The organism is Pedobacter sp. UYP30, assembly GCF_040547165.1.
In the GTDB taxonomy this organism is placed as follows: domain Bacteria; phylum Bacteroidota; class Bacteroidia; order Sphingobacteriales; family Sphingobacteriaceae; genus Pedobacter.
This window is the reverse complement of sequence record NZ_JBEPPD010000018.1, coordinates 15,281-40,636: the sequence shown is the minus strand read 5'-3', so window position 1 is coordinate 40,636 and position 25,356 is coordinate 15,281. Positions and strand designations below refer to the sequence as shown.

Sequence of the window (25,356 nt, the reverse complement as noted above, 5' to 3'; positions counted from 1 at the left end):
ATTCTAAATATGTCTTTCACTAATTTTCTTGAAATTCACATCATAAGTTCCTAAATAACTACCTTTAACGAACGTGTTTGTTGATCCTACGGCATTTTTAAAACCGCCAATTGACGAACTGAGGGTTTCTTTAATCTTTTTGAAATTTTCATCATAGGTAGCAAAATAATTGCCTTTTAGAAAAACTACGAAGTTAGAACCTATTCCACAGAGTTCCCCCGCAGATCCACTTAAAATTTCTTTACCTTTTTTTCCATTACCATCAAATATTTGATAATAATTACCTTTTTGCTGAACATCAGAAATTGCCATATTGAGATAAATTTAAATGATTGCCTACTCTAATCGGTTTTCGACAAAATCCGTTGTGCTAAGGTATATTATTAAAACTTAATTTTACAGTTCATCATATTAAATCTCGCCAGAACAACTTTCCTTAATCAATTCTTAAATTTCTTAAAAGATTTAGCTTCTGAACATATTCTACCTTGGAAGTTGACATTATTGTAAAAAACCAAGCCAACTTATCTACATATTTTATATGCATACCTTTAAACTCCAGCATTTCTGGAATAACATTACTGAAGCAAACAAGATGAACATTTTTTCGGCCGCTTAATTCTGCATGTTCATTTAATTCAAATCCAGAATAAATTATAATTGATAGTACTATTTCAGTATTCGACAGTTCTATAGAATGCGCTTTGGGAATAATTTTTAAGTCTGTATAATTTTTAAAATCTACCAAATATGCCAGCGCCTCAGAAAACCCTGGTTCTTGGAGAAGAGATAAAAGAAAGTTATTAGGTAGATGTTGGAAATGAAGATTCATATTATGGTAGTGTTTATGGTTTTACTAAAACTTATTAAGTGAAAAATATTTTATACATTCTGCGCTCCAAAAATGCGCAACAGAATTTAAATTACTGCTTGCGCATTTGTACTTTTTAAGCTGCTTTTATTACATTTTATAACATAGTTGCTGTGTTATCAAAGTGTCCGAATTTTTAATTTTGAGGCTTTCATTACAATATTTTATCTCTGTTAAAATCTCGATAGAACCAATTTTTATTTCCATCTCAGTTATGAAGAATTCTAATTGAGTTAAGCTAAAACGATCAATCACTTTCTCGTAACTCCCCACCAATCCAACTTCCCTTTGTTCTATGTATATTCCAGGCTCAAATTCCTTGTAAAGCAATTTAGTTTCGCAAGTATTAAATAGTGGGAAAAGCAAAAAATCAGCATTAAGATCAATCATTTTTATCTTTTGCACTTTTTTGCCGCCAAACCAAATTTCAATCTGATTTTTATAAGAATTCAACAGACCTTCAATCGTTTTCTGCCTAAAGCTTCCTGAAAAAAGATGGCTGTCGTAAAACGAAATATCTAGCAATGCTTCAGTTAACGGAAGATTCATTTCACTAGCCCTCAACTTTATACAATCATATTCTGCCTTGGTAAGTTCCAAATGCGATAACTTCCATAGTTCTCCAAAAAGATTAATTTTTAGCTTAGGCAATTTTTCTTGTTAAACAAACTTATAAATCAATTTCGGCAATGGTTATATTTAACTTTTTTTCAATCTCTCTAAGCTTTGCGACCATTTCATAATACTCACATTTTAAGCATAATTCTTTTAAATACAACATCTTCCTTTTTTCTGCCAACAAGCTGTTCCTCGTAATTTCTAACTTTTTGCTTATGTTTTCTTTTAGATCGATTAAAATTGGCTTCGGTATTTCCATAAATTAAGACAGGTTAAATATTATTTTGCAAATATAAAAGTCAACGACGTCAAAATATGTCGTAGTCAAAAAATATTTTATTTGTTTATTTTCGCACATGCCAAAAGCAATAATTATTGGAGCCGGCATCGCAGGCATTGCTTCATCCATCCGCTTTGCGATAAAAGGATATGATGTAACCGTATTTGATGCGAATGCAAAACCCGGCGGTAAATTGGGTACATTAAAAATAGGTGGGTTTCGCTTTGATACCGGGCCAAGTTTATTTACCATGCCGCAATATGTCGACGAACTTTTCGAGTTAGCTGATAAAAATCCAAGAGATTACTTTAACTACACAAAACTAGACGAAATTTGTCGGTATTTTTATGAGGATGGATTACGCTTAAATGCTTATGCAGACATCAATTTTTTCGCTAGAGAAATTGAAGAAAAGACAAATAGTGAAGCAAAAGGAGTTTACGATTTTTTGAAAAAAAGTGAAAAAATTTATCAAATTACCAACAAGGTATTTTTACAGCGATCTCTGCACAAAGTAAAAAGCTATCTGCATTGGGATACTATAAAATCACTCTTAAATTTTGGAAAAATAGATGCTTTTAGAACGCAAAGCGATGCAAACAAAAGAATGTTTAACGATGCGCGAATAACGCAGTTGTTTAACAGATACGCCACCTATAATGGCTCTAATCCATTCCAAGCGCCCGCCACTTTAAACGTAATTCCACATTTTGAATATGGATTCGGTGCATTTCTACCTAATTATGGTATGTACCACCTAGTAGATGCACTTGTAAAACTTGCAAAAGAATTGGGTGTGCAGTTTAATTTTAACAGCAAGGTTGAGGAGATTGTTTATAAGACGAAAGGTAGAAGGCAGAAGGTAGAAGGCGTAAAGTGTAATACCATATCCTACAAAGCCGACGTGGTTGTTTCCAATCTAGACATCTATTTTACCTATAATCGTTTGCTGAAAAACTTTCCTGCACCAAAGAAAATTTTAGCTCAGCAACGCAGCAGTTCGGCTTTGATTTTCTACTGGGGTATAAAAGGGAATTCTTCGGAACTAGATGTACACAACATCTTTTTCGCAGAAAATTATGAAGAGGAGTTTGATCACATTTGGAAGAGGAAATCTATTTCGCCAGATCCTACCGTATACATTAACATCACGTCGAAACTAATTAAAACCGATGCACCTGTAGATTGTGAGAATTGGTTTGTGATGATTAACGTACCTGCCAATGAGGGACAAAATTGGGACGAGTTAATCTCAACAGCAAAAACAAATATTTTAAAAAAACTTAACCGTATTTTAAGAATAAATGTCGAGCCTCTCATCGTTTGCGAGCAGATTTTAGACCCTATAAAAATTGAACACAATACAGGGTCATTTCAAGGGTCGCTTTATGGCAACAGCTCCAATAACAAATTTGCCGCATTTTTAAGGCATCCAAATTTTTCGTCTAAAATACAGAATTTATATTTTTGTGGGGGCAGCGTTCACCCTGGTGGCGGTATTCCACTCGCACTTCTATCTGCAAAAATAATAGACGACCTTAATTAGTTTTAAGCTTTTGTAAAAAATAAAATAGCTGACATTTGGCTGAATTTTTCACTGTACGAAAAAAGTATATTTGCGCCTTAAAATAATCTCCTTAAAAATATTATTATGAATTTCCATACCAGAAAATGGATAAAACCAGAAGACCTTAACCCAAATGGCAGCTTATTTGGCGGTAGTTTGCTAAAATGGATTGATGAAGAAGCCGCCATTTATGCCATCTGCCAATTGGAAAACTCTAAGGTAGTTACCAAGTATATGTCTGAAATAAACTTTGTGAGTTCTGCAAAATTAGGCGAAATTATAGAAATGGGCATTACGGCTACTGATTTTGGCACAACTTCTTTAACCATGTGTTGCGAGGTGCGCAATAAAATTACCAAAAACAGCATCTTAACTATAGATAAAATAGTTTTCGTGAATATGAACGAAAATGGAGAGCCGACACCTCATGGAAAAACAGAGATTAAGTATATGAAGGCTTAAAATTAGCTCACTACCTTCAATTTGCTGTTGTTATGAAAGGTTAACGCTGCTATAAAACTTATTGGCAACAGAGACATAACTCGTTCTTCATAAGCTTTAGCTTAATTTTATCCTAGTAAAAAAATAGATTTATTTTATCAGGCATAAATGTACTCCTTCGCTAGGGTGAGCTTAAACTAAATTACTTCTCAAACTAAAAAACGACACCACTTTTCTTTTTTCAAAAACGTTTGTCTATTTTTACACTAGTCCATCAGTTAGACTTTAGCTAATTGTCTCGAACAAAAACTCTAGATTATGCAAGAACTTATTTTAAAAAACAACATTTCCCCATCCAAAATGGAAGCGTTGATTTACTTTCTAAAAAGTTGGGATATTGAAGTAGAAATTAAACACAATACCGAAGTTTCGAGCAAAAAGAAAAGTGATTTTTCACTTGCCGCAGGCTTATGGAAAGATCATACAATAGATGCTAACGAACTTCGTAAAAAAGCTTGGAGTCGAAGTTTATGATTCTTTGTGACACCAATATTCTAATTGAAATTTATAGAGGAAACACCTTTATTATTGAAATTGTAAAACAAATTGGACAAGAAAACATTGCTGTTTCTGATGTAACCCGTGCTGAGTTACTGTATGGTGCAAGAAACCTAAAAGAACTGCAAACCATACGTAAGGATTTGAATAAGCTAACTGTTTTACCTATTCAATCATCTATTTCAAGTTTAGCGATTGAGCTAGTAGTAAAATATGCTCTGTCTCATAAACTTTCTTTGCCCGATGCATTAATTGCCTCAACGGCAATAGCCCACAAACTAGCACTTTACACACTTAATCTAAAAGATTTTAAGTTTTTAGATGGCGTAAGGCTGTTTGATGACCTAGAACTAACTCGATGATTAAAATACTCCTCCATCTGCCACAAGCACCTGATTTTCTCACAGACTATTGTTTAAAGAAGTTCTGCGGATTTTCACTTTAATAACCATTCTCATTCAAATCATTTAAATACAATCGAACGCTGTACCAGACTGAGCTTAAATCAGACTGAATATCATGAATTACAATGGATGGTTCTTTTAGAACTGAGCTATTAATTCATCTAAACCTAAATTAAAGGCATCAACAATAATCTCTGCTTGGAGATAGAATTTGTTGCGTTCTCCAAGTTTTATTTCAATAAACGCCAACAGTTCTTGTTCAGTCATATCTTTTATCAGCGGACGCTTTTCTCTATTTTGAAGCCTTGACACCAATTGAGCTGGCTGCATTTGCAGATAAACGGTTTTACCATTGGCCTTCATCCAATCCATATTATCGAAAAAACAAGGCAGCCCGCCGCCCGTTGCAATGACGCAATTTTCTGGATAAGGGTAGTTTTTTAGGGTTTCAGCTTCCAACTGCCGAAACTTTGCTTCGCCAAATTCAGCAAAATAATCACCGATAGATTGGCCTACTTTTTTTTCCATCTCGTCATCCAAATCTATCAACGAACAACTTAACTTATTCGCTAACTGCTTTGCCTTGGTGCTTTTGCCGCAGCCCATAAAACCTATAAAAAAGATTAACCCCAACCCCTGAAGGGGCTTTTTCTTTCCATCGTTCATATATGTTGTCAATTTTTTCATTTTGCTATTTCCATCTCGCCTGTTGCTCCCCCCTTCAAGGGGTTAGGGGGCTAAGCCAATTTAACTCTTGGATCCAAATAGGCATAAAGAATATCTACCAAAATATTTATCACCACAAAAACCAATGCAATAAACAAAATAGAACCCATTACTACCGGAAAATCTGACATTTCTAAGGCTGCAACAGTTGTCCTACCGAGCCCGTTGTAGCCAAAAATGTATTCTATAAAAAAAGATCCAGCCAAAAGCGATGCAAACCAACCAGAAATTGCCGTTATTACGGGATTTAATGCGTTTTTTAAAGCATGTTTATAGAGTATTGAATTTCGCCCCAAACCCTTTGCTTTTGCGGCACGAATGTAATCTTGCGACAACACATCTAACATAGCTGTTCTGGTTAGTTGAACAATAATTGCCAAAGGTCTAAAGCCTAAAGTAATCATAGGCAACCACAAATTTCTAAGGGTTAGCACTTCTCCTCTAAATGGACCGTAACTGTACAAACTTCCACTCATGCGTAACCAGGTGTAATCGCTTAACAAAAACTCGAAAACCCAGGCAATGATAATTCCTGCAAAAAAAGATGGTGCCGAAATACCTAAAATCGCAAATGAATTTGCCGTCTTATCTATCCATGTGTTTTTATAGACTGCAGAAAGTACTCCTAGAAAAACCCCTATAATCGTCGCAAAAACCATGGCGGTCAATGCTAAAATAAAAGTATTCGGAACGGTTTCGGCAAGAATATCTACTAGATCTCCCTTGGTTTGATAGCTGCTACGCAAATAAGGCACTTTTACTACCAGTTCTTTATTTCCGAAGGAGAAAATTTTAGCGTAACGATATTTTTTTTGAGCGGCAATGGTGCTTTCTTCAAGGCTGATTGGCGATAAATTGCTTATATATAGCAAAAACTGTTTGGGTTTAGACTTGTCTAGCCCAAACTCCTTACGCACCGCGTCTAAAGACTGCACATCCGCACGTTGGCCAAAGGTCATTCTGGCAGGATCGCCTGGCAATATGTTAAACAGTACAAAAACCACGGCTACAACGCCCGCCATCACCAATATTCCGTATCCTATTTTCCTTAAAGCGTAGCCAAACATCTCAATTGTTAAAATATTTTTTGCTCAAATCATCAAAGCTTGGTATTTGATGTGCGCTCCATTTGTCTATAACTACGCCATTTTTAAAAAGCAAAATACCGGGATTTGACCTGACCATACTTTTTAAAGGAACCGCATCTGCGTAAAAAACCTCTGCAAACAAATTGTTTTTCTTTACAAAATCGGCTGCTGTTTGTGCAGATGTTGAGGTAAGAAAAACACTTCTAATGTTATATTGCTGGGTGGCATTTAATGCAAGGGCGTTCAGCTTTCCTATCGCATTTTGATTGGTTTCATTTAAATTATAGGCCACAAAAACTAAGTTGTAATAAGGATTTTCTATAATTTCTTTGGTATAATCTGTCCCAGAAGCATCGGTAATAATCAAATCCCTAATTTTTGGTTGGTAGCCCTTCTTTACCAATTTTTGCTCGGGATCGCCTATAATTTCCCAATTCTCGTCCTTCCAAATTTCTGTTTTCAGATATTCTTTATCCGTTAAGGTTTTCTTAGCTCCGGTCTGCTTGTTTTTCAACTGATACACAATCTCGTATTCATCGGGTTTCTCGCCCAGAGGGATAACCATTAAAGAGGGAATGTGTGCACCAACTTTATAGGGTAAAAAATCTATAATTGGCAAAAAATTGAGTGTGTATATTCCAAAACCAAGTGAAGAAAAAATTACAACAGCCAAAATTACTTTCTGCACTATTGGTTTCTTTATTATTGGCGTAATGAGTTGCCTGTTTAGAAAAAGCACAACAATCATCAACAATAAAATTAAATCTTTACTAAAAGATTGCCAAGGCGTTAATGGGATCGCATCGCCAAAACAGCCGCAGCTTGTAACCACTTTAAACACCGCCGAAACAAAAGTTAGTAATGTAAAAAATACAATTAGAACCAATAATCCCCAGGCTACCTTTTTTGTCCAAAAGCCAAACAAAAGCAACGCTCCCAATACTACCTCTAACGTACAAAGTAAAATGGCGATGCCGGTGGCAAAATGGACTAAGAAACCAAGATGAAAGACCTCGAAATATTCTTGCAATTTATAACCAAAACCCAGCGGATCATTCGCTTTTATAAGTCCAGAGAAAATAAACAGTAATCCAACAAACAAACGAAAAACCGTAAGAATATTTTTTTTCATAGCTATTGGAAAATGATTTATTTAACGCCTAATTTAATCAACGCAAAAACAGCGTAGTTTAGCATGTCTTGATAATTGGCCTCCACGCCTTCTGATACGATGGTCTGGCCATCATTATCTTCAATTTGTTTAACACGAAAAAGCTTCATCAAAATAAGATCGGTTAAAGAACTAACGCGCATATCTCGCCAAGCTTCACCATAATCGTGGTTTTTAGCTAACATCAAAGCCTTAGTTTCCGCCACCTTTTCGTCAAAAAGACGTTCGACTTTTTCGTACGCCAAATCTGCAGGATCACTAGGTTTTAACGATAATTGCAACATGGCAATAACACAATAGTTTACAATTCCCACATATTCAGAACTTACATTCTCATCGACTTTACTTACCTTCTTTTCTTCTAACGTTCTGATGCGCTGTGCCTTTATAAAAATTTGATCTGTAATAGATTTTGGTCTTAGAATGCGCCAAGCAGTTCCATAATCTCGCGTCTTCTTTAAAAACAACGCTCTACATAGCGCTATCACGTCATCAAATTCAGTAGAAGTATTTGTAAGTTCCAATTGAAAAATTTTATTATTTTAACAGTATTTTTGTGCTCTTTGGCACAAGGTCTAAAGATACATTTTTAAGCCGAAACCAAAATTATCGAAACTATGATGCGAGAAAAAAAAACTTTGGATTCCAAAAAAAGCTTAAATCTTAATGGTAAAATCATCTCGCTAGAAACGCCAAAGGTAATGGGCATCTTAAACCTAACCCCAGATTCTTTCTTTGCGGCAAGTAGGACAACTTCGGCTAATCAAATTTTAAAAAAAGTTGATCAATTTCTAAATGAAGGCGCCACTTTTATTGACATTGGCGGATATTCTTCCAGACCAAAGGCTGAAAATATTTCGACGGCAGAGGAAATTGAACGAGTAATTGATGCCATTACGCTAATTGTTAAACACTTTCCAGAGGCTATTCTTTCTATCGATACTTTTAGGGCCGAAGTAGCCGCACAAGCCGTAAACGCGGGCGCACATTTAATAAACGATATTTCTGCCGGCACTTTAGATGAGAAGATGTTTGCTACCGTGGCCAAGTTTAACGTTCCCTATATTATGATGCATATACAAGGAACTCCACAGACTATGCAAGAAGACCCCTATTACAAAAATGTTGTATTGGATGTGCTCGATTTTTTTGTAGAAAAAACTTCGGAACTCCATAGCCTCGGGGTTAAAGATATTATTATAGATCCGGGTTTCGGCTTCGGAAAAACATTAGCTCATAATTACACACTGCTGCGCAATTTGGATGATTTTAAAATACTCGGCTTGCCCGTTATGGCAGGCCTGTCTCGTAAAGGAATGGTTTATAACCCACTAAAAACTACAGCTCAACAAGCTTTAAACGGCACGAGTATTTTAAACACAATAGCCTTGCAAAATGGCGCGAGTATTTTGCGTGTACACGATGTGAAAGAAGCCGTTGAATGTGTACAATTGATGAAATTGTTGACTCAATCTTAAAAAATTATTTCCAAATACGGTTCTAAATCTCCTACACGTAAACTGAAAACAGTTTCTTACCTTGCAACAACATGAAACCCTTCGATTTTGACTTCCTTAAAGTTTCTGCAACAGATATAGTAGACATCGTTCTTGTAGCTTTGCTTCTGTATTACGTGTACACGCTCATTCGCAATACGCTTGCTGTAAACCTGTTGGTAGGTATGTTTATCATCACCGTCTTCTATTTTGTAGTAAAAGCGCTACACATGGAGTTGCTTACCACCATTATAGAAAAATTTATGAGCGTTGGTATCATTGCGCTTATTATTATTTTTCAGCAAGAGATTAGGCGATTTCTACTTTTAATTGGAAAAAATGCTTTTTTGCAAAAAAACAAGGCCTGGTGGGGTTATCTATTCGGACGGAAAGACATTGAGGCCAATAATTTGGCACGTATTAAGCCAATTATAGATGCCTGTAAAACGATGAAAAAAAGCAGAACTGGAGCGTTAATTGTGTTCGTAAAGTTTTATGACGAACAATATTTTGCAAACAGCTGCGAGTATGTCGACGCAAAAATATCTAAACGATTGTTGGAAAGTATTTTTCAAAAAAATAGTCCGCTGCATGATGGGGCGGTAGTTATTTCAGAAAATAAAATTAAAAGTGCCAGTTGCATTTTACCGCTAACCGATAATGATCAACTGCCGCCACAATTTGGACTGAGACACCGGGCAGGAATTGGCGTATCGGAAACCACAGATGCCGTAGCCGTAATTATTTCAGAAGAAACAGGAGAAATTTCTTACGCGAAACAAGGTAGGGTTAGGATGAATGTATCTTTTGGAGAACTTGAGAAATTATTGAATAAAGATTTTTAAACGGGATAAAAGAGCAAGGAACAAAGATTAATCGCCGACCAATCTTTGTTCCTTGCTCTTTGTTTACTGTTGTTTGCTCTTTGTTCCTTGCTCTTTCTAGCAATACTCCTCAAAAGCGCCAATTAAATTATCGGCAATCATTTGTGCAGGGCGACCTTCAATTTGATGGCGTTCTATCATGTGCACCAATTTACCATCTTTAAATAAAGCCATAGCTGGCGATGAAGGAGGAAAAGGCATCATATAACTTCTTGCTTGGTCTACCGCATCTTTTTCCATTCCTGCAAAAACGGTAACCAATTTATCAGGATGTTTTTCGTTTGCCGCAGCAACTTTTGCCGCAGGTCTTGCATTTGCAGCAGCACAGCCACAAACAGAATTTACAACTACAAAAACAGTTCCTTCACTTTTAATTGCTGCATCTACTTCCGCAGCCGATTTAAGCTGCTCAAAGCCAACGCTTGTTAATTCTGCACGCATTGGTTCTACTAAATATTCTGGATACATAATCGCTTTTTTTAAATTAAAACTACTTTACAAAAATAAGAAAATCGGGCGGCATGTGCCAACGTATTTATGTTTTAAAGGTAAAATTCAGGTAGTGAACTCTTGCCTAAAATCTACCAAAATTATGAAAAAGAGCAGGGTAGCTAAATAACCCTACCAATATCAGCACCCAAAAAACAAAGAATAATGCACTAAGAGACAATCCAATAATGCCGCAAATTTTGCCAGCTTTGGTGTTCTTGTAAGATACTTCTGTAAAGAAATTAGGATTCATTTGATACTTTTTAATATCGCCGTTGGCTAAAATAACTGCAATTATCCCGAAAATGATCCCGAAAAAACCGTAAAAACAACACGCAGGAATAGACAATATGCCAAGTATCAAAGAAGCTGTAGCGTTCGGCAAATTCTGTTGTCCGCCGTAATTACCCCAAAATTGTCCAAAAGCTGGTGGCGCTTGAAAAGGTGGCGGTGTTGGCGGCGCAGTATAGTTTGGTGGTGTCTCTGCATTTTGCGGGTTTATATTCTCTGGTTGTCCTGCTGGATTTCCGGGCTGGTTTTCTAAAGGATTTTCTTGATTGACAGACATAATTTAAATTAAGAGTTAGATAGTTGATGGTGGTATATTTGATAAATATAATTGATTACGATTATGAATGCAATAAAGCCAACTAAAATTTTGATGACAAATGTGTTTTATGGCTTTTGCGCCTGCTTTTGATTAGTCAAGCTTTAGCCAAGAGCGGGTCAATTATTTTTCCACTCCATACTCCTTAAACAGATATTCCTCCAATTCCATAACTACAAGATCCATATTTCGCATCACATCATCCACACTAATTCTGTAAACTTTTAGTCCTAAGGAAATTAAATATTCTTCCCTAATCTTATCGTAAACCTCTTTATCATCATGACTAGCACCATCAATTTCTATAATTAACCCAAGTGCTCTAATATAAAAATCGACAATATAATTACCAATAATTCTCTGTCGATCGAAATCTATTTTATGGAAACGTTTTTTTATTACCTCCGTCCAGAACAACACTTCTGGTAGATTTTCTGCCCGGCGCAAAGCTTTTGCTCTTTCTTTTAACCTAGGCTGATAGGGTAAATTTGTTATTGAGTTGAGTTTTAAGACTATTCCATTAATACTTAGTTCAGTTTGGATTTTACTTTTTAACACCCGGCCTTTCAGGCACCCCTCTACAAGAGGGGAACGCAGGGCGCTTAGACTAGCAGGTATGTTAATTAGTTTTTACATTTTTTTAAGGCAATTTACAATTCCCCTTTTTTTTAGAGGGGTGGCTGCGCAGCAGACGGGGTGTTTGAATCGTCTGCTCTTTCTTTTAACCTGCTATATATGGTAATCCTATTATTCAGACAGTTGATGGTGGTATATTTTATAAATATAATTGATTACGATTATGAATGCAATAAAGCCAACTAAAATTTTGATGACAAATGCACCAAATTTAAAATCGAGCTTTAAATGCAAAAAAGTAAGAATGGATAAAGCCAATAATGGAATAGTGGCAGGATAGAATTTAAAAGAGCCAATTAAATCTCCATTTACAAGCGCAAGAAATGAGCGTTGGAGTCCGCAGCCAGGACAATCTATGCCAAAATTGCGCTTAAATGGACAATCGAAAAGATGTTGTCCCAACCAGTGTATTCCACTATGATAGAATTTCAACATCTACGTCTTCTGTGTTTGCCCTGTCTGCTTTCCACAATTTGTATTTTTCAATGTCTTTAACCACTTGTCTATACACCAAATTTAACACAAAAATATCATCGGCAAAACCCAAAAACGGAATGAAATCTGGAATAACATCTATGGGCGATAAGAAATAGATTAAGCCTCCAAGAATAGCCACTAAAGAGCCAAGCGGCACATTTGGATAGCTTCCGTTTAAATAATCTTTAGAAATTCCAAAAAGTAGCTGCATTTTCTCCCAAACGTCGTCTAAACTTCCTTTGTTATTCAATGCCTTCCCAAAAGCTTTTTTAACCGTTTCTTGTGCTTTCTTTTTATCCTTTAAAATAACTCGAGCTCTATTTTTAGAACCCAAAAACAATGCTAAAATTTTTCTAGTATTTAATTTCATATTATTTGTGTTGCAAATTAACTGCCAAAAAAAAGCGTTTAAATAGAAGAAAATACTAACCCATTTTAACCAATGCTAAAATTTCGTCTACATAAGTTCTATCATTAGCTAGCCTTGGCACCTTATGTTGTCCACCTAATTTATCCTTAGCCTTTAACCAGTTGTAAAAAGTTTCTTTTGGCAAGTTATGAACTAAGGGTGGCATTAAAGCCATGTTTTTAAATCGCTTTGCGTCATAATCAGAATTTACGGCCCTTAATGTGTCATCTAGTTCTTCTACAAAACACGCCAAGTTACTGGGTTGTTTTTCAAACTCGATCAACCACTCATGCCCGCCAACTTCCTCGCCCTTAAAATAAATGGGGCAGGCGGTATAGTCTTTAACTTTTGCACCTGTTTTTAGGCAAGCCGCTGTTAACGCCTTCTCTGCATTATCTATAATTACTTCCTCGCCAAAAGCATTTATAAAGTGCTTCGTTCTGCCAGTAATTTTAATACGATAGGGCGAAATAGAGGTAAATTTCACCGTATCCCCTATCATATATCGCCACAATCCGCCATTTGTAGAAATAACAATGGCATAATTTTTTCCCAGCTCTACTTCTCCAAGCAAATAAGTTTTAGGGTTTTCTTCGCAGAAATGCTCCATGGAAATAAATTCGTAGAAAATGCCATAGTCTAACATCAACAACAAATCTTCTGAATTTTCTTGGTCTTGTATGCCGAAAAACCCCTCAGAAGCATTGTAGGTTTCTAGATAATACATCTCGTTATTTGGAATAAGCTGCCTAAACTGTTCCCGATAAGGCCCGAAATTTACAGCACCGTGAACGTAAAGCTCTAAATTAGGCCAAACTTCCATCAAATTCTTTTTACCCGTAAGCTCTAAAATCTTCTTCGCCAGCACAATCGTCCATGTTGGCACTCCAGAAATACTTGTTACGTTTTCCTTAATGGTTGCCTCGGCCATTTTATCCAACTTCAACTCGTAATTGTCCATTAATGCGATAGACATATCTGGTGTACGGTAGTATTCTGCCCAGATAGGCAAGTTCTTTATAAGTACAGCCGATAAATCTCCGTAAAAACAATCGTGGTTAAGCTGGTTTACCTGATGGCTACCGCCCAACACCAAACCTTTTCCAGTAAACATTTGGTTATTAGGCCGATTGTTACAGTAAATGGAAAGCATATCCTTACCGCCCTTAAAATGGCATTCCTCTAAAGATTCTTCAGAAACAGGAATAAACTTACTTCTATCGCTTGTGGTGCCCGATGATTTTGCAAACCATTTGATTTCCGAAGGCCATAAAATATTTTGTTCTCCATTTAACATCCGTTCTATAAACGGCTTTAATGTATCGTAATTTTGAATGGGAATTCTTTCTTGGAACTGTTGTATGGTAAAGATGGATTTATAATCGTAAAATTTTCCCCACTCGGTATTTTGTGCGCTCTCTATCAGCGCATGAAACCACTCTTCCTGCACATCATGCGGGTATTTCATAAAAAGCTCTATCTGGTGGATGCGCTTTTTCATGAACCAACTAAAAATTGAATTTACAAACACCATTTTTACTAAGGCAAAAAGGTTTTACGTTTTAACACAAAATTAGCTCCGAGGTACACTTTTCGTACAAGCTCATTTTCTGCCAACACTTCGGGTATGCCCTGCTCTAAAATTCTTCCCTCAAATAATAAATATGCCCTATCGGTAATTGATAAGGTTTCTTGAACGTTATGGTCGGTTATTAAAATACCAATATTTTTATGCTTAAGTTTTGCAACGATACTTTGTATTTCTTCCACTGCGATGGGATCTACGCCGGCAAAAGGCTCATCTAACAAAATAAAGTTAGGATTTGCAGCCAAAGCGCGTGCAATCTCTGTTCGTCTCCGCTCGCCGCCAGAAAGTAGATCGCCATTGTTTTTACGCACTTTTTGTAAAGAAAACTCATTGATCAGCTCCTCTAGCCTATCTTTCTGTTCCTCTTTACTCAACGGCCCCATTTGTAAAATGGCCAAAATATTATCTTCTACGGTAAGCTTTCTAAAAACAGACGCCTCTTGCGCTAAGTAGCCAATTCCCATTTGTGCCCGGCGGTACATGGCATCGCCAGTAATGTCTTTATCATCTAAAAATATCCGGCCCTCATTAGGCCTAACCAAACCTACAATCATATAAAACGAGGTGGTTTTTCCTGCCCCGTTTGGCCCCAGCAATCCAACAATTTCGCCTTGACTCACTTCAAAAGAAACATCACTTACTACGGTTCTTTGTTTATATTTTTTTATAAGATGCTCGGCTCTTAATATCATATTTTATCCATTCGTTGTTCTGAATTAATTCCAGAATATATTTTCTAAACGATTGCTTATGAAAGCAAATTTTCCCGGAATAGTTTTATTTCTAACTAATTTTGATGCCTTTTAAATTTAACTGCAATCTTTTCCTGTCTCTCCAAACATTCTCTGTTAAAGTATAGCAAATAGAAAATGGCACATTAGGCACCAAACTTTGCTCAAATTCTCCAAGACCAAAACCAATCGCATCAAAAATACCAGAATCTTGGTGCTTTACACTAATTTTTAAATGATTTGTACCCACCACTTGCGGTGTATTAGCCAAAACCACGCCATCAGTTTGAAAAATTGGCGTCATATTTTCTGGACCAAAAGGCCCTATTTGAGCCATTACTCTATAAAATTTACCGTCTATTTGAGAAAGGTTTACAGAAGCATCTATGTTTATCATGGGCGTTAACAACTCTTCTGTAATACTTGCGCCTACAATTTCTTCAAATTTATCTGCAAAAGCTTGTATGTTTTGTTCTTGCATGGTTAAGCCTGCGGCGAACTTGTGTCCACCATACTGATCCAGCAAATCGGCACAACCGCTTAAAGCCTCGTATAAATCGAACCCTGCAACAGAACGACAAGAGCCAGCAACGTGATTATTGGATTTTGTAAGCACAATAGTTGGGCGGTAGTAGGTTTCTGTGAGTCTAGAAGCCACGATACCAATCACTCCCTTATGCCAATTTTCGTTAAAAACTACGGTAGTTTTCCTGTTTATCAACACCTCATCATCGCCAATTAATGCCAATGCTTCTCGAGTAATCTCTTGGTCGTAGCCCTTTCGTTCAGTGTTTTTGGAATTAATCTCAACACTTTTCTCTAAGGCATCACCATTAGCTTCGCACAATAACATGGCCACGGCGTGCTTGGCATGATCTATTCTACCAGCAGCATTAATTCTTGGCCCTAAGGTAAAAACCACATCTGTAATGGTATATTCATCTGTTTTACCCGAAACTTCCATTAGCGCTTTTAGGCCTTCGCACGGAGATGAATTTAATTTTTTTAGCCCGTGATATGCCAAAATTCTGTTTTCGCCAAGCACCGGAACAATGTCTGCGCCAATACTTACCATCACCAAATCTAAATACTGCAAATAACTATCCTCTGATAAATCATGTTTTTGGGCATAGGCTTGCGCTAATTTAAATCCTATCCCACAACCAGCCAATTCTTTAAATGGATATTCGCAATCGTTGCGTTTCGGATCTAACACCGCTATCGCTTTTGGCAATTCCTCTCCTGGCAAATGGTGATCGCAAATAATAAAATCTACCCCTAAACTATTTGCATAATCTACCTTATCCAAAGATTTTATCCCACAATCTAAGGCAATAATTAACGAAAAATCTTGCTCATTCGCGTAATCAATGCCTTGGGTAGAAATACCATATCCCTCTAAGTACCTATCGGGAATATAATACTCAATTTGATCAGTTAATTTTAAAAAGAAAGAATAAACCAATGCTACAGAGGTCGTTCCATCAACATCATAATCTCCATAAATAAGAATTTTCTCTCCATTTTCTAGTGCATGTTCAATTCTGGCTATGGCCAAATCCATATCCTTCATCAAAAAAGGATTGTGCAGATGCGCCAAGTCTGGTCTGAAAAAATCTTTTGCTTCAGTAAAGCTACATACGTTTCTTTGCACCAAAATACGAGCTAAAACGACATCGATATTTAATTCTTCTGCCAATCGGACAACCGTTTCTTCTTTAAAATTTGTTGCTAGCACCCATCTTTTTTCCATTATCTTTGTTTCCGAACCGTAAATATACATTTTTACGAACTGGGATTTAAAATTTTAGAAAATGCTTTCGAAAAACCTTTTGGCTGAAATAAAAAGAAAATCTGAGGAACTAAATGCGCTAAAACCGTTGAAGCCCGCGCATAAAGCTATACTCGATAAAAAATTTCGACTGGAGTTTAATTTCAACTCCAATCACTTAGAAGGTAATACACTCACTTATGGCGAGACAGAATTATTATTGATTTTTGATCAGACCGAAGGAACGCACGATTATCGCGAATACCAAGAAATGCAAGCGCATGACGTAGCCTTGAAAATGATTCAAGAAGAGGCCTTGGATAAAGAAAGACCTTTAACTGAACAATTTATTAGAAATTTAAATGAAAAACTTTTAGTTAAGCCTTTTTGGAAAGATGCAATTACTCCAGACGGACAAGCAACGCGAAAAGAAATTATTCCAGGGGCATATAAAAAAACACCCAACTCCGTAAGACTTGCTAATGGAGAGATATTTAATTATACAGTTCCGGAAGATGTTCAGAAAGAGATTTCCGAATTGGTAATGTGGTATAATGAGAAAGCTGAAACCGAAGACCCAATACTTTTAGCATCTATTTTGCATTATCGTTTTGTGCGGATTCATCCGTTTGATGATGGAAATGGAAGGACTGCAAGGTTATTAATGAATTATGTTTTATCAAAAAACAGTTTACCATTAGTGATTATAAAAAGCGCTGAGAAAAAAGATTATTTATTTGCGCTAAATAAAGCTGATACAGGAGATTTAAATGCTTTTGTAGAATATATTGGCAAGCAATTATTGTGGAGTTTGGATATAAGTATTAGAGCGGCAAAAGGAGAAAATATTGACGAGGAGGAGGATTTAGATAAGGAATTGGAATTGCTGAAGCAGGATTTGAAGCAAATTCCAAATGAGGGTAAACAAGAGAAAACCTATGCAAATATTTCAGAAATATTGAAAAACAGTATCTATCCTCTTTTCAGAGAGTTAAATTCAAAATTTGAAAAAATTAAAGATTTTTTTTTCCAATTCGAGAGTAATCTGAAAATAAAGTATTTAACAACAAATGCTTTAGATAAGGAGGCTTCCTTTAACAACATAGAATTATTATTTACAGATTTTGATGATTATCAAATTAAATTCGCAACATTAAACTTTAAATGTACTGGTCTTAAAAAAATAGTCAACGAAAAAAATATTGAATATAAGCTGACAGTAGAATTTGACAAATTTAGTTACAGGCTTACAGATAATACAATAAACGAAGATTTAATTGGATTACCTTATGGAAGAGCTTTATCAAAGGCAAATATTAAGGAAATCGTAAAAGCTGTGATGAAAAATATCATAGAAGAAATAAAATCAGCTACAAACCTTAACAATTAACAATTACTTCTTAACAATTACATTTTGCAAGTTCATACTTTATACGAAGGCACCTACTCGGTAGACGCAAGCAAAAAATTCGTTCCATTCGACCCAACCATCCATCAATTTAAAGATAGGCCAGCTTCGTTATTTATTAATATTCAGCCTTTTTTGGTAGAGCTGAAAAATGATTTGATCTTGTTCGATACAGGCCTTGGTCTCAGCGACGACCATGGCGAACTGATTTTACATAAAAACATTAGAAATGTCGGTTTCGATCCAAGTGACGTTACGAAGGTGTTGATGTCGCATCTACATTACGACCATGCGGGTGGTATGGTACACCACCTAAACAACAACATGGAATTGAGCTTTCCAGATGCTATATACTACATAAATCGTGGTGAATGGGAAACTGCATTTTCTACTTCTTCCACCTCTTATCATACCGATATTTTCGATTTTTTGCAACGAAATGCACAGCTTAATTTTGTGGAAGGCAATGGAAATATTACAGATTCGATTGCCTACGAATTTACAGGAGCACATACTCCCAACCATCAAGTTTTTTTATTGAAAGAAGGTAGCCAAAAAATATTTTTTGGCGGCGATGTTTTGCCAGAACCAGAGGAACTTGTCAAAAATTTTATTGCTAAATACGATTTCGACGGTCGCAAAGCGATGGAACTGAGAAAAGAATTTGGCAAACGTGCAGCCGAAGAGCAATGGGAATGCCTATTTTACCATGGCAAAAGTGCTGCTACAGGTTTTGTAAATTTGGTTGAAGGTGGATTTAAGGTAAGTTCTTAATAGGAATTAGAAAATCTCTACTTACAATCTTTAAATCCATCGCTAAGTCTGCGGAGTTTGTTTACCAAGGGCCTTATTTCCCATGGAGAATTTTCATAATCAAAAATAATAGTTTTTTCTACTTGAGCCGTGGAAACAGAAATCCACTCCTCTCCATATACAAAACCTTCTTTTGTCTCATTTCTTTCTGGCAGCTTTTTAATTTTTTCTAAATCAATTAGCGAAAAAAGCTGTTTTCTGTCTTCATCTTTTAGTTTAATTATACAATTTGCACCGAACTTGGCTTTACCCCTACCAGATCTGGCGTATTTTAAGTAAGCACCTTGTAAGGTAAGCGTCATCCAACTAAGCCATTCGCCAAGATCTTGTCTCGTTCCATAGGTTATCGAAAAATTCTTATCATCTTTCGGCGCTTGCTTACAAGCTGTAAATAATGTAATTACGACTAAAAAGAGAATGGAACGGTTGTTCATAAGAACTTGGATTAGGTATCCCAAATATATCTTTTTAAATGTTTATAGCGTTTTACGCCCATTCCTGCCTCCACCGCGACCGAGCAATAATTGTTGCCGTGGAAAATTCCTTTCTAAAAAACTGCGTAGTCGCTACCGAAATCATTAACGCTGGATTTTAACCCACAGCGCATAATGGAAACATAACATTTACGCGATCCAAGTATTAGATTTTAATCCGCCAAAAACCAAAGCGGCCTGCTTTTCGGCAGACCTCTTTCATTAAAATATTGTTGAACTTATTTACTCGCTACCAATTTCACTCCAATTTCGAACATATTGTCTATGGCTTTATCGCCAATGCTATCGAAAAAAGATTTAGAACCGTACCTAATGTCATATTTCGTTCTATCTACCAAAATTTTTCCTGCCAACGCAGATACACTCCCGTCGCTATTTACATCTACAGTTGCAGGAAAAACAACCGCATTGGTAATTCCTTTAATAGTTAGATTTCCAAGCACTTTTAAATTGTTGCCCGAGCCGGAAACCTTGGTAATTACAAATGTTGAAGTTGGAAATTTTCGTGTGCTAAAGAAATCTTCTGAATTTAAGTGCCCCTCTAATTTCACACTACCCTCCGATTCTTTAATGCTTGTCATATCCATAACAAAATTTCCACCAACAAGAGTTTTACCTTTTACAAGTAGATTTCCAGATTTTAAGAGAATTGTTCCGTTGTGAGAGCCGGCAATTTTTCTACCAATCCAAGTAATGGAAGATTTAGAAACCTCCACTTTATAATCGGTTGGGTCTGCTTTGTAAGTAAATGCAGATAGCCCGAAAATCGATACCACTAAAAATACCAAGCTAATTTTTAATTTCATGTTACAAATTTTTCTCCAAAGATACCGCTATACCGATTTTGCCCCGTTGACCTATGTTAAGAATTTCATTTGTTTTACGGTACAATCTCTTCCAAGTAACTCTCCAACGGCGGACAAGCGCAAATTAAGGACCTATCGCCATGGCTATCGTTTACGCGACCAACCGAAGGCCAAAATTTTCGCTCGGCAACATATTTGAGTGGAAAAGCGGCTACTTGACGGGTATACTCATGATTCCAATCATTGGCTGTAATTACCGCAGCTGTATGAGGCGCATTTTTAAGCGGATTGTCTAATTTATTAAAAGAACCATTTTCGACAGCTAAAACCTCATGTTTGATGGAGATCATCGCATCGCAGAAACGATCCATTTCATGCTTCGGTTCAGACTCTGTTGGCTCTACCATCAGCGTACCAGATACAGGAAAAGAAACCGTAGGTGCATGGAAACCATAATCCATCAATCGCTTTGCGATGTCTGTAACTTCTATACCGAACGCTTTAAACGAGCGGCAATCTAAAATCATCTCATGTGCGCAGCGGCCATTCGCACCCGAATACAACACCGGATAATATTTCTCTAATCGTGCTTTTATGTAATTGGCATTTAAAATAGCATATTTTGTGGCATCTGTTAAACCTTTACTGCCCATCATAGCAATATATGCATGAGAAATAATTAAAATAGAAGCCGACCCCCAAGGTGCAGAAGAAACTGCAGAAATAGATTTTTCATGCGCAATATCTACCACGGTATGTCCGGGCAAGAACGGAACCAAATGAGCCGCTACGCCAATTGGCCCCATGCCTGGGCCACCTCCGCCATGCGGAATACAAAAAGTTTTATGCAGGTTTAAGTGGCAAACATCTGCCCCAATATTCGCCGGACTAGTTAACCCAACCTGAGCATTCATATTGGCACCATCCATATAGACTTGGCCTCCATTTTTGTGAATTGTATCACAAATCTCTACAATGCTTTCCTCAAAAACACCATGTGTAGATGGATAAGTAACCATTAAACAGGCAAGATTATCTTTGTATTGAACAGCTTTTGCTTTCAAATCGTCTACATCTATGTTCCCATTTCCCAACGATTTTACCACTACAATTTTCATCTCTGCCATAGCTGCAGAAGCAGGATTTGTACCGTGGGCGGAAGCTGGAATCAAAGCCACATTTCTATGAGCTTCTCCACGATCTTGATGATAAGCACGGATAACCATTAGGCCAGTATATTCGCCTTGAGCGCCAGAATTTGGTTGGAAACTCATTGCGGCGAAGCCGGTAATCTCACTTAACCATTTATTTAGCTCGTTAAAAACCGAATAGTAACCAAGCACTTGATCGGCAGGAGCAAAAGGGTGTATTTTACCAAAATGCGACCAAGTTATAGGAATCATTTCTGCTGTTGCATTTAACTTCATGGTACAACTTCCCAAAGGAATCATTGATTGGCAAAGGGAAAGATCTTTTGCTTCTAAAGATTTAATGTACCGCAACATTTCATGTTCAGAATGATAAGAGTTGAAAATTGGATGTTGTAGATATTTCGTTATGCGTTTTAAATTTTCGGGAACTACAGTTTCGACATCATCTACAACCGACACATCATCTGCTGCAACGGCCTTAACCCTTGCAAATATTTTGGCTAATGTTTTAACATCGGCGAAAGTACTGGTTTCATCAAAAGAGATGGCTACAAGGCTTCCTTGATAGCTGAGGTTGATCTCGTTATCCAAACATGCGGCATGGATAGGTTGCACCAAATCGCCCAAATCAAAACGAATGGTATCGAAATAAGCAGTATTTAATTGTTTAAAACCTAACTTGTTTAACGTTTCAGCGAGGCTGATGGCTAGTCCGTGGGTTCTAAGTGCAATTTTCTTTAGCCCTTTTGGACCATGATATGCCGCATAAAAACTTGCCATGATGGCAAGTAAAGCCTGTGCGGTACAAATATTAGAAGTTGCTTTATCTCTCCGAATGTGTTGTTCGCGCGTTTGTAAAGCCATCCGCAAAGCATAATTATTTGCGCTATCTACGGTAACACCGATTATGCGCCCCGGAATGTTTCGTTTATATTCTGCCTTTGTAGCGAAATATGCTGCGTGCGGGCCACCAAAACCCATTGGAACGCCAAAACGCTGGGTATTTCCAACCACAATATCTGCACCCCATTCTCCTGGAGGGGTTAATAAGGTTAATGCTAAAATATCTGCCGCAACGGTAAGTTTAATGTTTAGCCCGTGGAGTTTGGCCGCAAAGTCCGCATAATCAAATAGCTCTCCATTTCCTGCGGGGTATTGAACAATGGCGCCAAAAAACTCTTCAGTCAGTTGAAAATTCTGATGATCACCAATTACAAGTTCTATTCCGTAAGGATTAGCTCGAGTTTTTAGCACATCTATAGTTTGAGGAAAAACGGATATAGAAACAAAATACTTTTTGGCGGCCATATTTTTACGCAAGCTGTACTGCATAAACATACCTTCGGCTGCTGCCGTAGCCTCGTCTAAAAGGGATGCATTTGCAATTTCCATTCCGGTTAAATCTATCACCATGGTTTGGAAATTTAACAATGCCTGTAATCGCCCTTGGGCAATCTCTGCTTGGTAAGGCGTATATTGCGTGTACCAACCTGGGTTTTCGAACACGTTGCGTAAAATAACACCTGGTGTAACCGTATCATAATATCCCTGCCCGATAAAACTCTTAAAAACTTTATTAAGTAGGGAGGTCTGTTTTAATGCAGTTAAATATTCAGTTTCTGATTTAGCTGCAGGAAGATTTAACGGCTTTTTGAGTTTGATGTTTTCTGGCAGCGTCTCGTCAATCAGCTGTTCGATGGAATCGACGCCAATAACGGATAACATGGCTTCTGTGTCTGCCTCATTTGGTGCAATATGCCTGTTTTGAAATTCTTCTTGATAGTGGATATCTAAGCCCATAAAATCTGAATAATAAGTGGCGGCAAAGTTAGCAAAAAGCCCGCTTAATTTTTAACATGAAACTGTAGTTTTTGGAAGTTGGCTTTGAGCAAGAAACAAAGAGCAAAGACGCGGTGTGCCAAACAGGGCGTCGCCTAAACAACTAAGCGACTAAACGATTAACCAGAAAAGAATAAAGAGCAAGCGACAAGAAGAAAAGTGATACGTTTTACGTGATAAGTTTTAAGTAAAAAGTGCAGGTGTTGAGGAGCAAAGGATAAAAGACAGGGTACTTAAACGGATTTATAGCTGACCGACTTGACGATTAAACGACTAACCGCCTAAACGCCTAACCCCTAACCTTCTACTCAATTCTGCACTTTCCAACCTTCGTCCTTATCAAATTTAAGTTTATAGGTTTTAGTGATGAAATTGCTATTTTCATACTTTTCAGAATCGAAAGGGGCAAAATCTGTATTTTCTTTTTTTAGCGAGACCGTTACTTTCGCAGTATTCGAGTTTACCATCGAGAAGTCTACCGGTTTACTATCTGCCAAAACGTAATTTACCGTTTTTACAGTTGCCTTGTCATCGCTCTGTTTTAATACTAATGCACTCGCTTGTTCGGTTAGTTTAATTTGATACACAAAACTGCTATCTTTCGATAAAAACTTCTTTTTTGCCGATAACAAACTCATGGCAACCATTCCCTTATTTGCCAATGCTTTGTATTTGAGCAAGTCGAGCATTTCACTTTTGCTGTTAAATTTCACTTCGCCAAAGTTAAACCTGGTCGTTTTATATTCTGGATTGGCGATCAAGTAATCGGTAATTACCTTACCAGCTTGTTCTTTGTTTATGGAGTTTTTTGATGCACATCCGGCGAAGCCGATAACAAAAAGAAACAGCAACGCGGCGTTAATATTTTTCATTTTTTAACTATTGATGGAATCAAATTTAAACAATATTTACAGAACCGCTTTTAAACTCTAAATTTTTTCTACCGTTTGCTTAGAACGTAGCAATTGCTTTAAATTAGAAATGGCTATTGCAGACAGGATAACGGCAACCCCAAACCAACGGCCTGCAGACACATGTTCGTGTAAAAATAACGCAGAGAGCAGCACGGCAATTGGTAACTCTGCTGCACTTAAAATAGAACTGAGCGCCAAGCCCGTTTTGGGCACACCAATGGCATAGCACAACGGCGGAATAACTGTGCCGAATAATGCGATAAGCAAGCCCCACTTAAATAAACTCCCTGAAAGTGCTCCGTTGATTAAGAAAACGGGTGGAAAGATGATAAATATAAAAATACAGGAACCTGTTACCATTAAAGCGGCCTTTTTAATTGGCCGATAATCGTTTCCCAACCTGCCGTTTAGCATAATAAAGCCAGCATAACAAACCGCAGCGAGTAAGCCGTAAACAATTCCAGTGGTATTTATAGTTTTTAAGGCCGAAGCAAAAACACCACTTGCCAACGCTGTTCCACCCAAAACCGACAAGATTGAAAAAACTTGTACCGTTGTTATCTTCTTTTTAAAAATAAAGTACTCCAACAAAATACCTATCCATATAAATTGCATCAACAAAATGATGGCTATCGAATTTGGAACGAGCTTAACGCTTTGATAATAAAAAATACTCACACAACCAGAACAAATTCCGGCCAATAGTAGTTGATAAATAGGCGTTTTCTCTACAAAACCATGTGGTTTTTTTAACATCGCATTGCGCGAAAAAAACAATAGCCACAAACCAATGGCACCAAAAAATGCTTGCGTTCCTGTAATATCGCCTAAAGTATAACCGTCTTGGTAAGCGAATTTTACAAAAGTAGAAAGCACGCCATAGCTGCAAGCACCGAGAAAAACGAGGAGAATTCCTTTTAACATGGACTGGGTTAGTGTTTAGGGGGTAGATGGTTAGAGGTTAAAGGGTTAGGGGTTAGTAGGTTAGGCGTTGAGTTGTGAAGTCGTCTAGTTGCTTGCTGTTTATCCAATTTTTATTCCTTGGTCCTAAACACTTGCACCTTTCACTTAAAACTTATCACGTAAAACGTATCAATTTTCTTTTTACGCCTTGCTCTC

Annotated in this window: 29 protein-coding genes; 8 read left to right on the top strand and 21 right to left on the bottom strand. The window is 37.0% G+C overall.

All coding sequences use genetic code 11. From position 1 onward, the window contains the following. Positions 1-3: 3 nt before the first annotated feature. The 4 genes from ABIB40_RS16820 to ABIB40_RS16805 form a co-directional block, all read right to left on the bottom strand. Positions 4-312, bottom strand: coding sequence for a hypothetical protein (locus tag ABIB40_RS16820; protein ID WP_354360556.1), 309 nt, complete (start codon positions 310-312; stop codon positions 4-6). Between the two features lie 124 nt (positions 313-436). Then, a complete protein-coding gene (locus ABIB40_RS16815; protein ID WP_354360555.1) occupies positions 437-832 on the bottom strand; it encodes a hypothetical protein in 396 nt (131 codons plus the stop codon). 129 nt (positions 833-961) lie between these two features. After that, positions 962-1,522, bottom strand: a complete 561-nt coding sequence (locus ABIB40_RS16810) for a hypothetical protein (protein ID WP_354360554.1) — start codon at positions 1,520-1,522, stop codon at positions 962-964. Positions 1,523-1,541: 19 nt separating this feature from the next. Continuing rightward, positions 1,542-1,748, bottom strand: coding sequence for a hypothetical protein (locus tag ABIB40_RS16805; RefSeq protein WP_354360553.1), 207 nt, complete (start codon positions 1,746-1,748; stop codon positions 1,542-1,544). A 97-nt stretch (positions 1,749-1,845) separates the two neighbouring features. Between ABIB40_RS16805 and crtD the strand changes: the two genes are divergently transcribed. The 4 genes from crtD to ABIB40_RS16785 all read left to right on the top strand — a co-directional run bounded on the left by crtD (position 1,846) and on the right by ABIB40_RS16785 (position 4,697). After that, complete coding sequence (crtD, locus tag ABIB40_RS16800; protein ID WP_354360552.1) at positions 1,846-3,315, top strand: 1-hydroxycarotenoid 3,4-desaturase CrtD; 1,470 nt, start codon at positions 1,846-1,848, stop codon at positions 3,313-3,315. Positions 3,316-3,420: 105 nt separating this feature from the next. Further along, positions 3,421-3,798, top strand: coding sequence for an acyl-CoA thioesterase (locus ABIB40_RS16795; RefSeq protein WP_354360551.1), 378 nt, complete (start codon positions 3,421-3,423; stop codon positions 3,796-3,798). Positions 3,799-4,095: 297 nt separating this feature from the next. Next, positions 4,096-4,311, top strand: a complete 216-nt coding sequence (locus ABIB40_RS16790; protein WP_354360550.1) for a hypothetical protein — start codon at positions 4,096-4,098, stop codon at positions 4,309-4,311. Then, positions 4,308-4,697, top strand: coding sequence for a type II toxin-antitoxin system VapC family toxin (locus ABIB40_RS16785; protein WP_354360549.1), 390 nt, complete (start codon positions 4,308-4,310; stop codon positions 4,695-4,697). Before ABIB40_RS16790 ends, ABIB40_RS16785 begins: the two co-directional genes overlap by 4 nt. Positions 4,698-4,877: 180 nt before the next feature. Here the strand turns inward: ABIB40_RS16785 and ABIB40_RS16780 are convergent, their stop codons facing one another. Genes ABIB40_RS16780 through ABIB40_RS16765 form a run of 4 tightly spaced genes read right to left on the bottom strand, consistent with a single transcriptional unit; the run spans position 4,878 to position 8,248 of the window. Then, positions 4,878-5,426: a shikimate kinase gene (locus tag ABIB40_RS16780; protein WP_354360548.1), complete on the bottom strand. Its 549-nt coding sequence runs from the start codon at positions 5,424-5,426 to the stop codon at positions 4,878-4,880. Positions 5,427-5,476: 50 nt separating this feature from the next. Next, complete coding sequence (locus tag ABIB40_RS16775) at positions 5,477-6,532, bottom strand: ABC transporter permease (RefSeq protein WP_354360547.1); 1,056 nt, start codon at positions 6,530-6,532, stop codon at positions 5,477-5,479. 1 nt (position 6,533) lies between these two features. Beyond that, a complete protein-coding gene (locus ABIB40_RS16770; protein ID WP_354360546.1) occupies positions 6,534-7,685 on the bottom strand; it encodes a BT_3928 family protein in 1,152 nt (383 codons plus the stop codon). 17 nt (positions 7,686-7,702) lie between these two features. Continuing rightward, a complete protein-coding gene (locus ABIB40_RS16765; protein ID WP_354360545.1) occupies positions 7,703-8,248 on the bottom strand; it encodes a DUF1599 domain-containing protein in 546 nt (181 codons plus the stop codon). A 93-nt stretch (positions 8,249-8,341) separates the two neighbouring features. Between ABIB40_RS16765 and folP the strand changes: the two genes are divergently transcribed. Next, positions 8,342-9,202, top strand: a complete 861-nt coding sequence (folP, locus tag ABIB40_RS16760) for a dihydropteroate synthase (RefSeq protein ID WP_354360544.1) — start codon at positions 8,342-8,344, stop codon at positions 9,200-9,202. A 71-nt stretch (positions 9,203-9,273) separates the two neighbouring features. Continuing rightward, positions 9,274-10,065, top strand: coding sequence for a diadenylate cyclase CdaA (cdaA, locus tag ABIB40_RS16755; protein ID WP_354360543.1), 792 nt, complete (start codon positions 9,274-9,276; stop codon positions 10,063-10,065). A gap of 96 nt (positions 10,066-10,161) precedes the next feature. Here cdaA and ABIB40_RS16750 read toward each other — a convergent pair whose 3' ends face one another. From ABIB40_RS16750 to recJ, 8 genes are all read right to left on the bottom strand, one after another. Next, positions 10,162-10,572 (bottom strand): BrxA/BrxB family bacilliredoxin, encoded by a 411-nt coding sequence (locus tag ABIB40_RS16750; protein ID WP_354360542.1) that lies wholly within the window; start codon positions 10,570-10,572, stop codon positions 10,162-10,164. A gap of 106 nt (positions 10,573-10,678) precedes the next feature. After that, a complete protein-coding gene (locus tag ABIB40_RS16745; RefSeq protein WP_354360541.1) occupies positions 10,679-11,161 on the bottom strand; it encodes a CCC motif membrane protein in 483 nt (160 codons plus the stop codon). 162 nt (positions 11,162-11,323) lie between these two features. Beyond that, complete coding sequence (locus ABIB40_RS16740; RefSeq protein WP_354360540.1) at positions 11,324-11,758, bottom strand: endonuclease domain-containing protein; 435 nt, start codon at positions 11,756-11,758, stop codon at positions 11,324-11,326. Positions 11,759-11,947: 189 nt separating this feature from the next. After that, entirely contained in the window at positions 11,948-12,271 is a 324-nt protein-coding gene (locus tag ABIB40_RS16735; RefSeq protein WP_354360539.1) for a DUF2752 domain-containing protein, read from the bottom strand. Next, positions 12,252-12,683: a YkvA family protein gene (locus ABIB40_RS20730; protein WP_502931067.1), complete on the bottom strand. Its 432-nt coding sequence runs from the start codon at positions 12,681-12,683 to the stop codon at positions 12,252-12,254. The genes ABIB40_RS16735 and ABIB40_RS20730 overlap by 20 nt, the downstream gene beginning before the upstream one ends. A 55-nt stretch (positions 12,684-12,738) precedes the next feature. Next, positions 12,739-14,256 (bottom strand): GH3 auxin-responsive promoter family protein, encoded by a 1,518-nt coding sequence (locus ABIB40_RS16725; RefSeq protein ID WP_354360538.1) that lies wholly within the window; start codon positions 14,254-14,256, stop codon positions 12,739-12,741. A gap of 5 nt (positions 14,257-14,261) precedes the next feature. After that, entirely contained in the window at positions 14,262-15,002 is a 741-nt protein-coding gene (gene lptB, locus ABIB40_RS16720) for an LPS export ABC transporter ATP-binding protein (protein ID WP_354360537.1), read from the bottom strand. 91 nt (positions 15,003-15,093) lie between these two features. Next, the gene (gene recJ, locus ABIB40_RS16715) at positions 15,094-16,794 is read right to left on the bottom strand and encodes a single-stranded-DNA-specific exonuclease RecJ (RefSeq protein ID WP_354360536.1); all 1,701 of its coding nucleotides are present in this window, start codon (positions 16,792-16,794) and stop codon (positions 15,094-15,096) included. Between the two features lie 79 nt (positions 16,795-16,873). Here recJ and ABIB40_RS16710 point away from each other — a divergent pair, with 79 nt between their 5' ends. Then, complete coding sequence (locus ABIB40_RS16710; RefSeq protein ID WP_354360535.1) at positions 16,874-18,202, top strand: Fic family protein; 1,329 nt, start codon at positions 16,874-16,876, stop codon at positions 18,200-18,202. A 24-nt stretch (positions 18,203-18,226) separates the two neighbouring features. Then, positions 18,227-18,994: an MBL fold metallo-hydrolase gene (locus tag ABIB40_RS16705; protein WP_354360534.1), complete on the top strand. Its 768-nt coding sequence runs from the start codon at positions 18,227-18,229 to the stop codon at positions 18,992-18,994. A gap of 17 nt (positions 18,995-19,011) precedes the next feature. Here the strand turns inward: ABIB40_RS16705 and ABIB40_RS16700 are convergent, their stop codons facing one another. The 5 genes from ABIB40_RS16700 to ABIB40_RS16680 form a co-directional block, all read right to left on the bottom strand. Further along, positions 19,012-19,467 (bottom strand): hypothetical protein, encoded by a 456-nt coding sequence (locus ABIB40_RS16700; RefSeq protein WP_354360533.1) that lies wholly within the window; start codon positions 19,465-19,467, stop codon positions 19,012-19,014. Between the two features lie 278 nt (positions 19,468-19,745). Beyond that, positions 19,746-20,333, bottom strand: a complete 588-nt coding sequence (locus tag ABIB40_RS16695; RefSeq protein WP_354360532.1) for a YceI family protein — start codon at positions 20,331-20,333, stop codon at positions 19,746-19,748. Positions 20,334-20,407: 74 nt separating this feature from the next. Beyond that, the gene (gene gcvP, locus ABIB40_RS16690) at positions 20,408-23,284 is read right to left on the bottom strand and encodes an aminomethyl-transferring glycine dehydrogenase (RefSeq protein ID WP_354360531.1); all 2,877 of its coding nucleotides are present in this window, start codon (positions 23,282-23,284) and stop codon (positions 20,408-20,410) included. 347 nt (positions 23,285-23,631) lie between these two features. Then, positions 23,632-24,195, bottom strand: a complete 564-nt coding sequence (locus ABIB40_RS16685; protein WP_354360530.1) for a hypothetical protein — start codon at positions 24,193-24,195, stop codon at positions 23,632-23,634. Between the two features lie 57 nt (positions 24,196-24,252). Further along, positions 24,253-25,161, bottom strand: coding sequence for an EamA family transporter (locus ABIB40_RS16680; RefSeq protein WP_354360529.1), 909 nt, complete (start codon positions 25,159-25,161; stop codon positions 24,253-24,255). Positions 25,162-25,356: the final 195 nt, after the last annotated feature.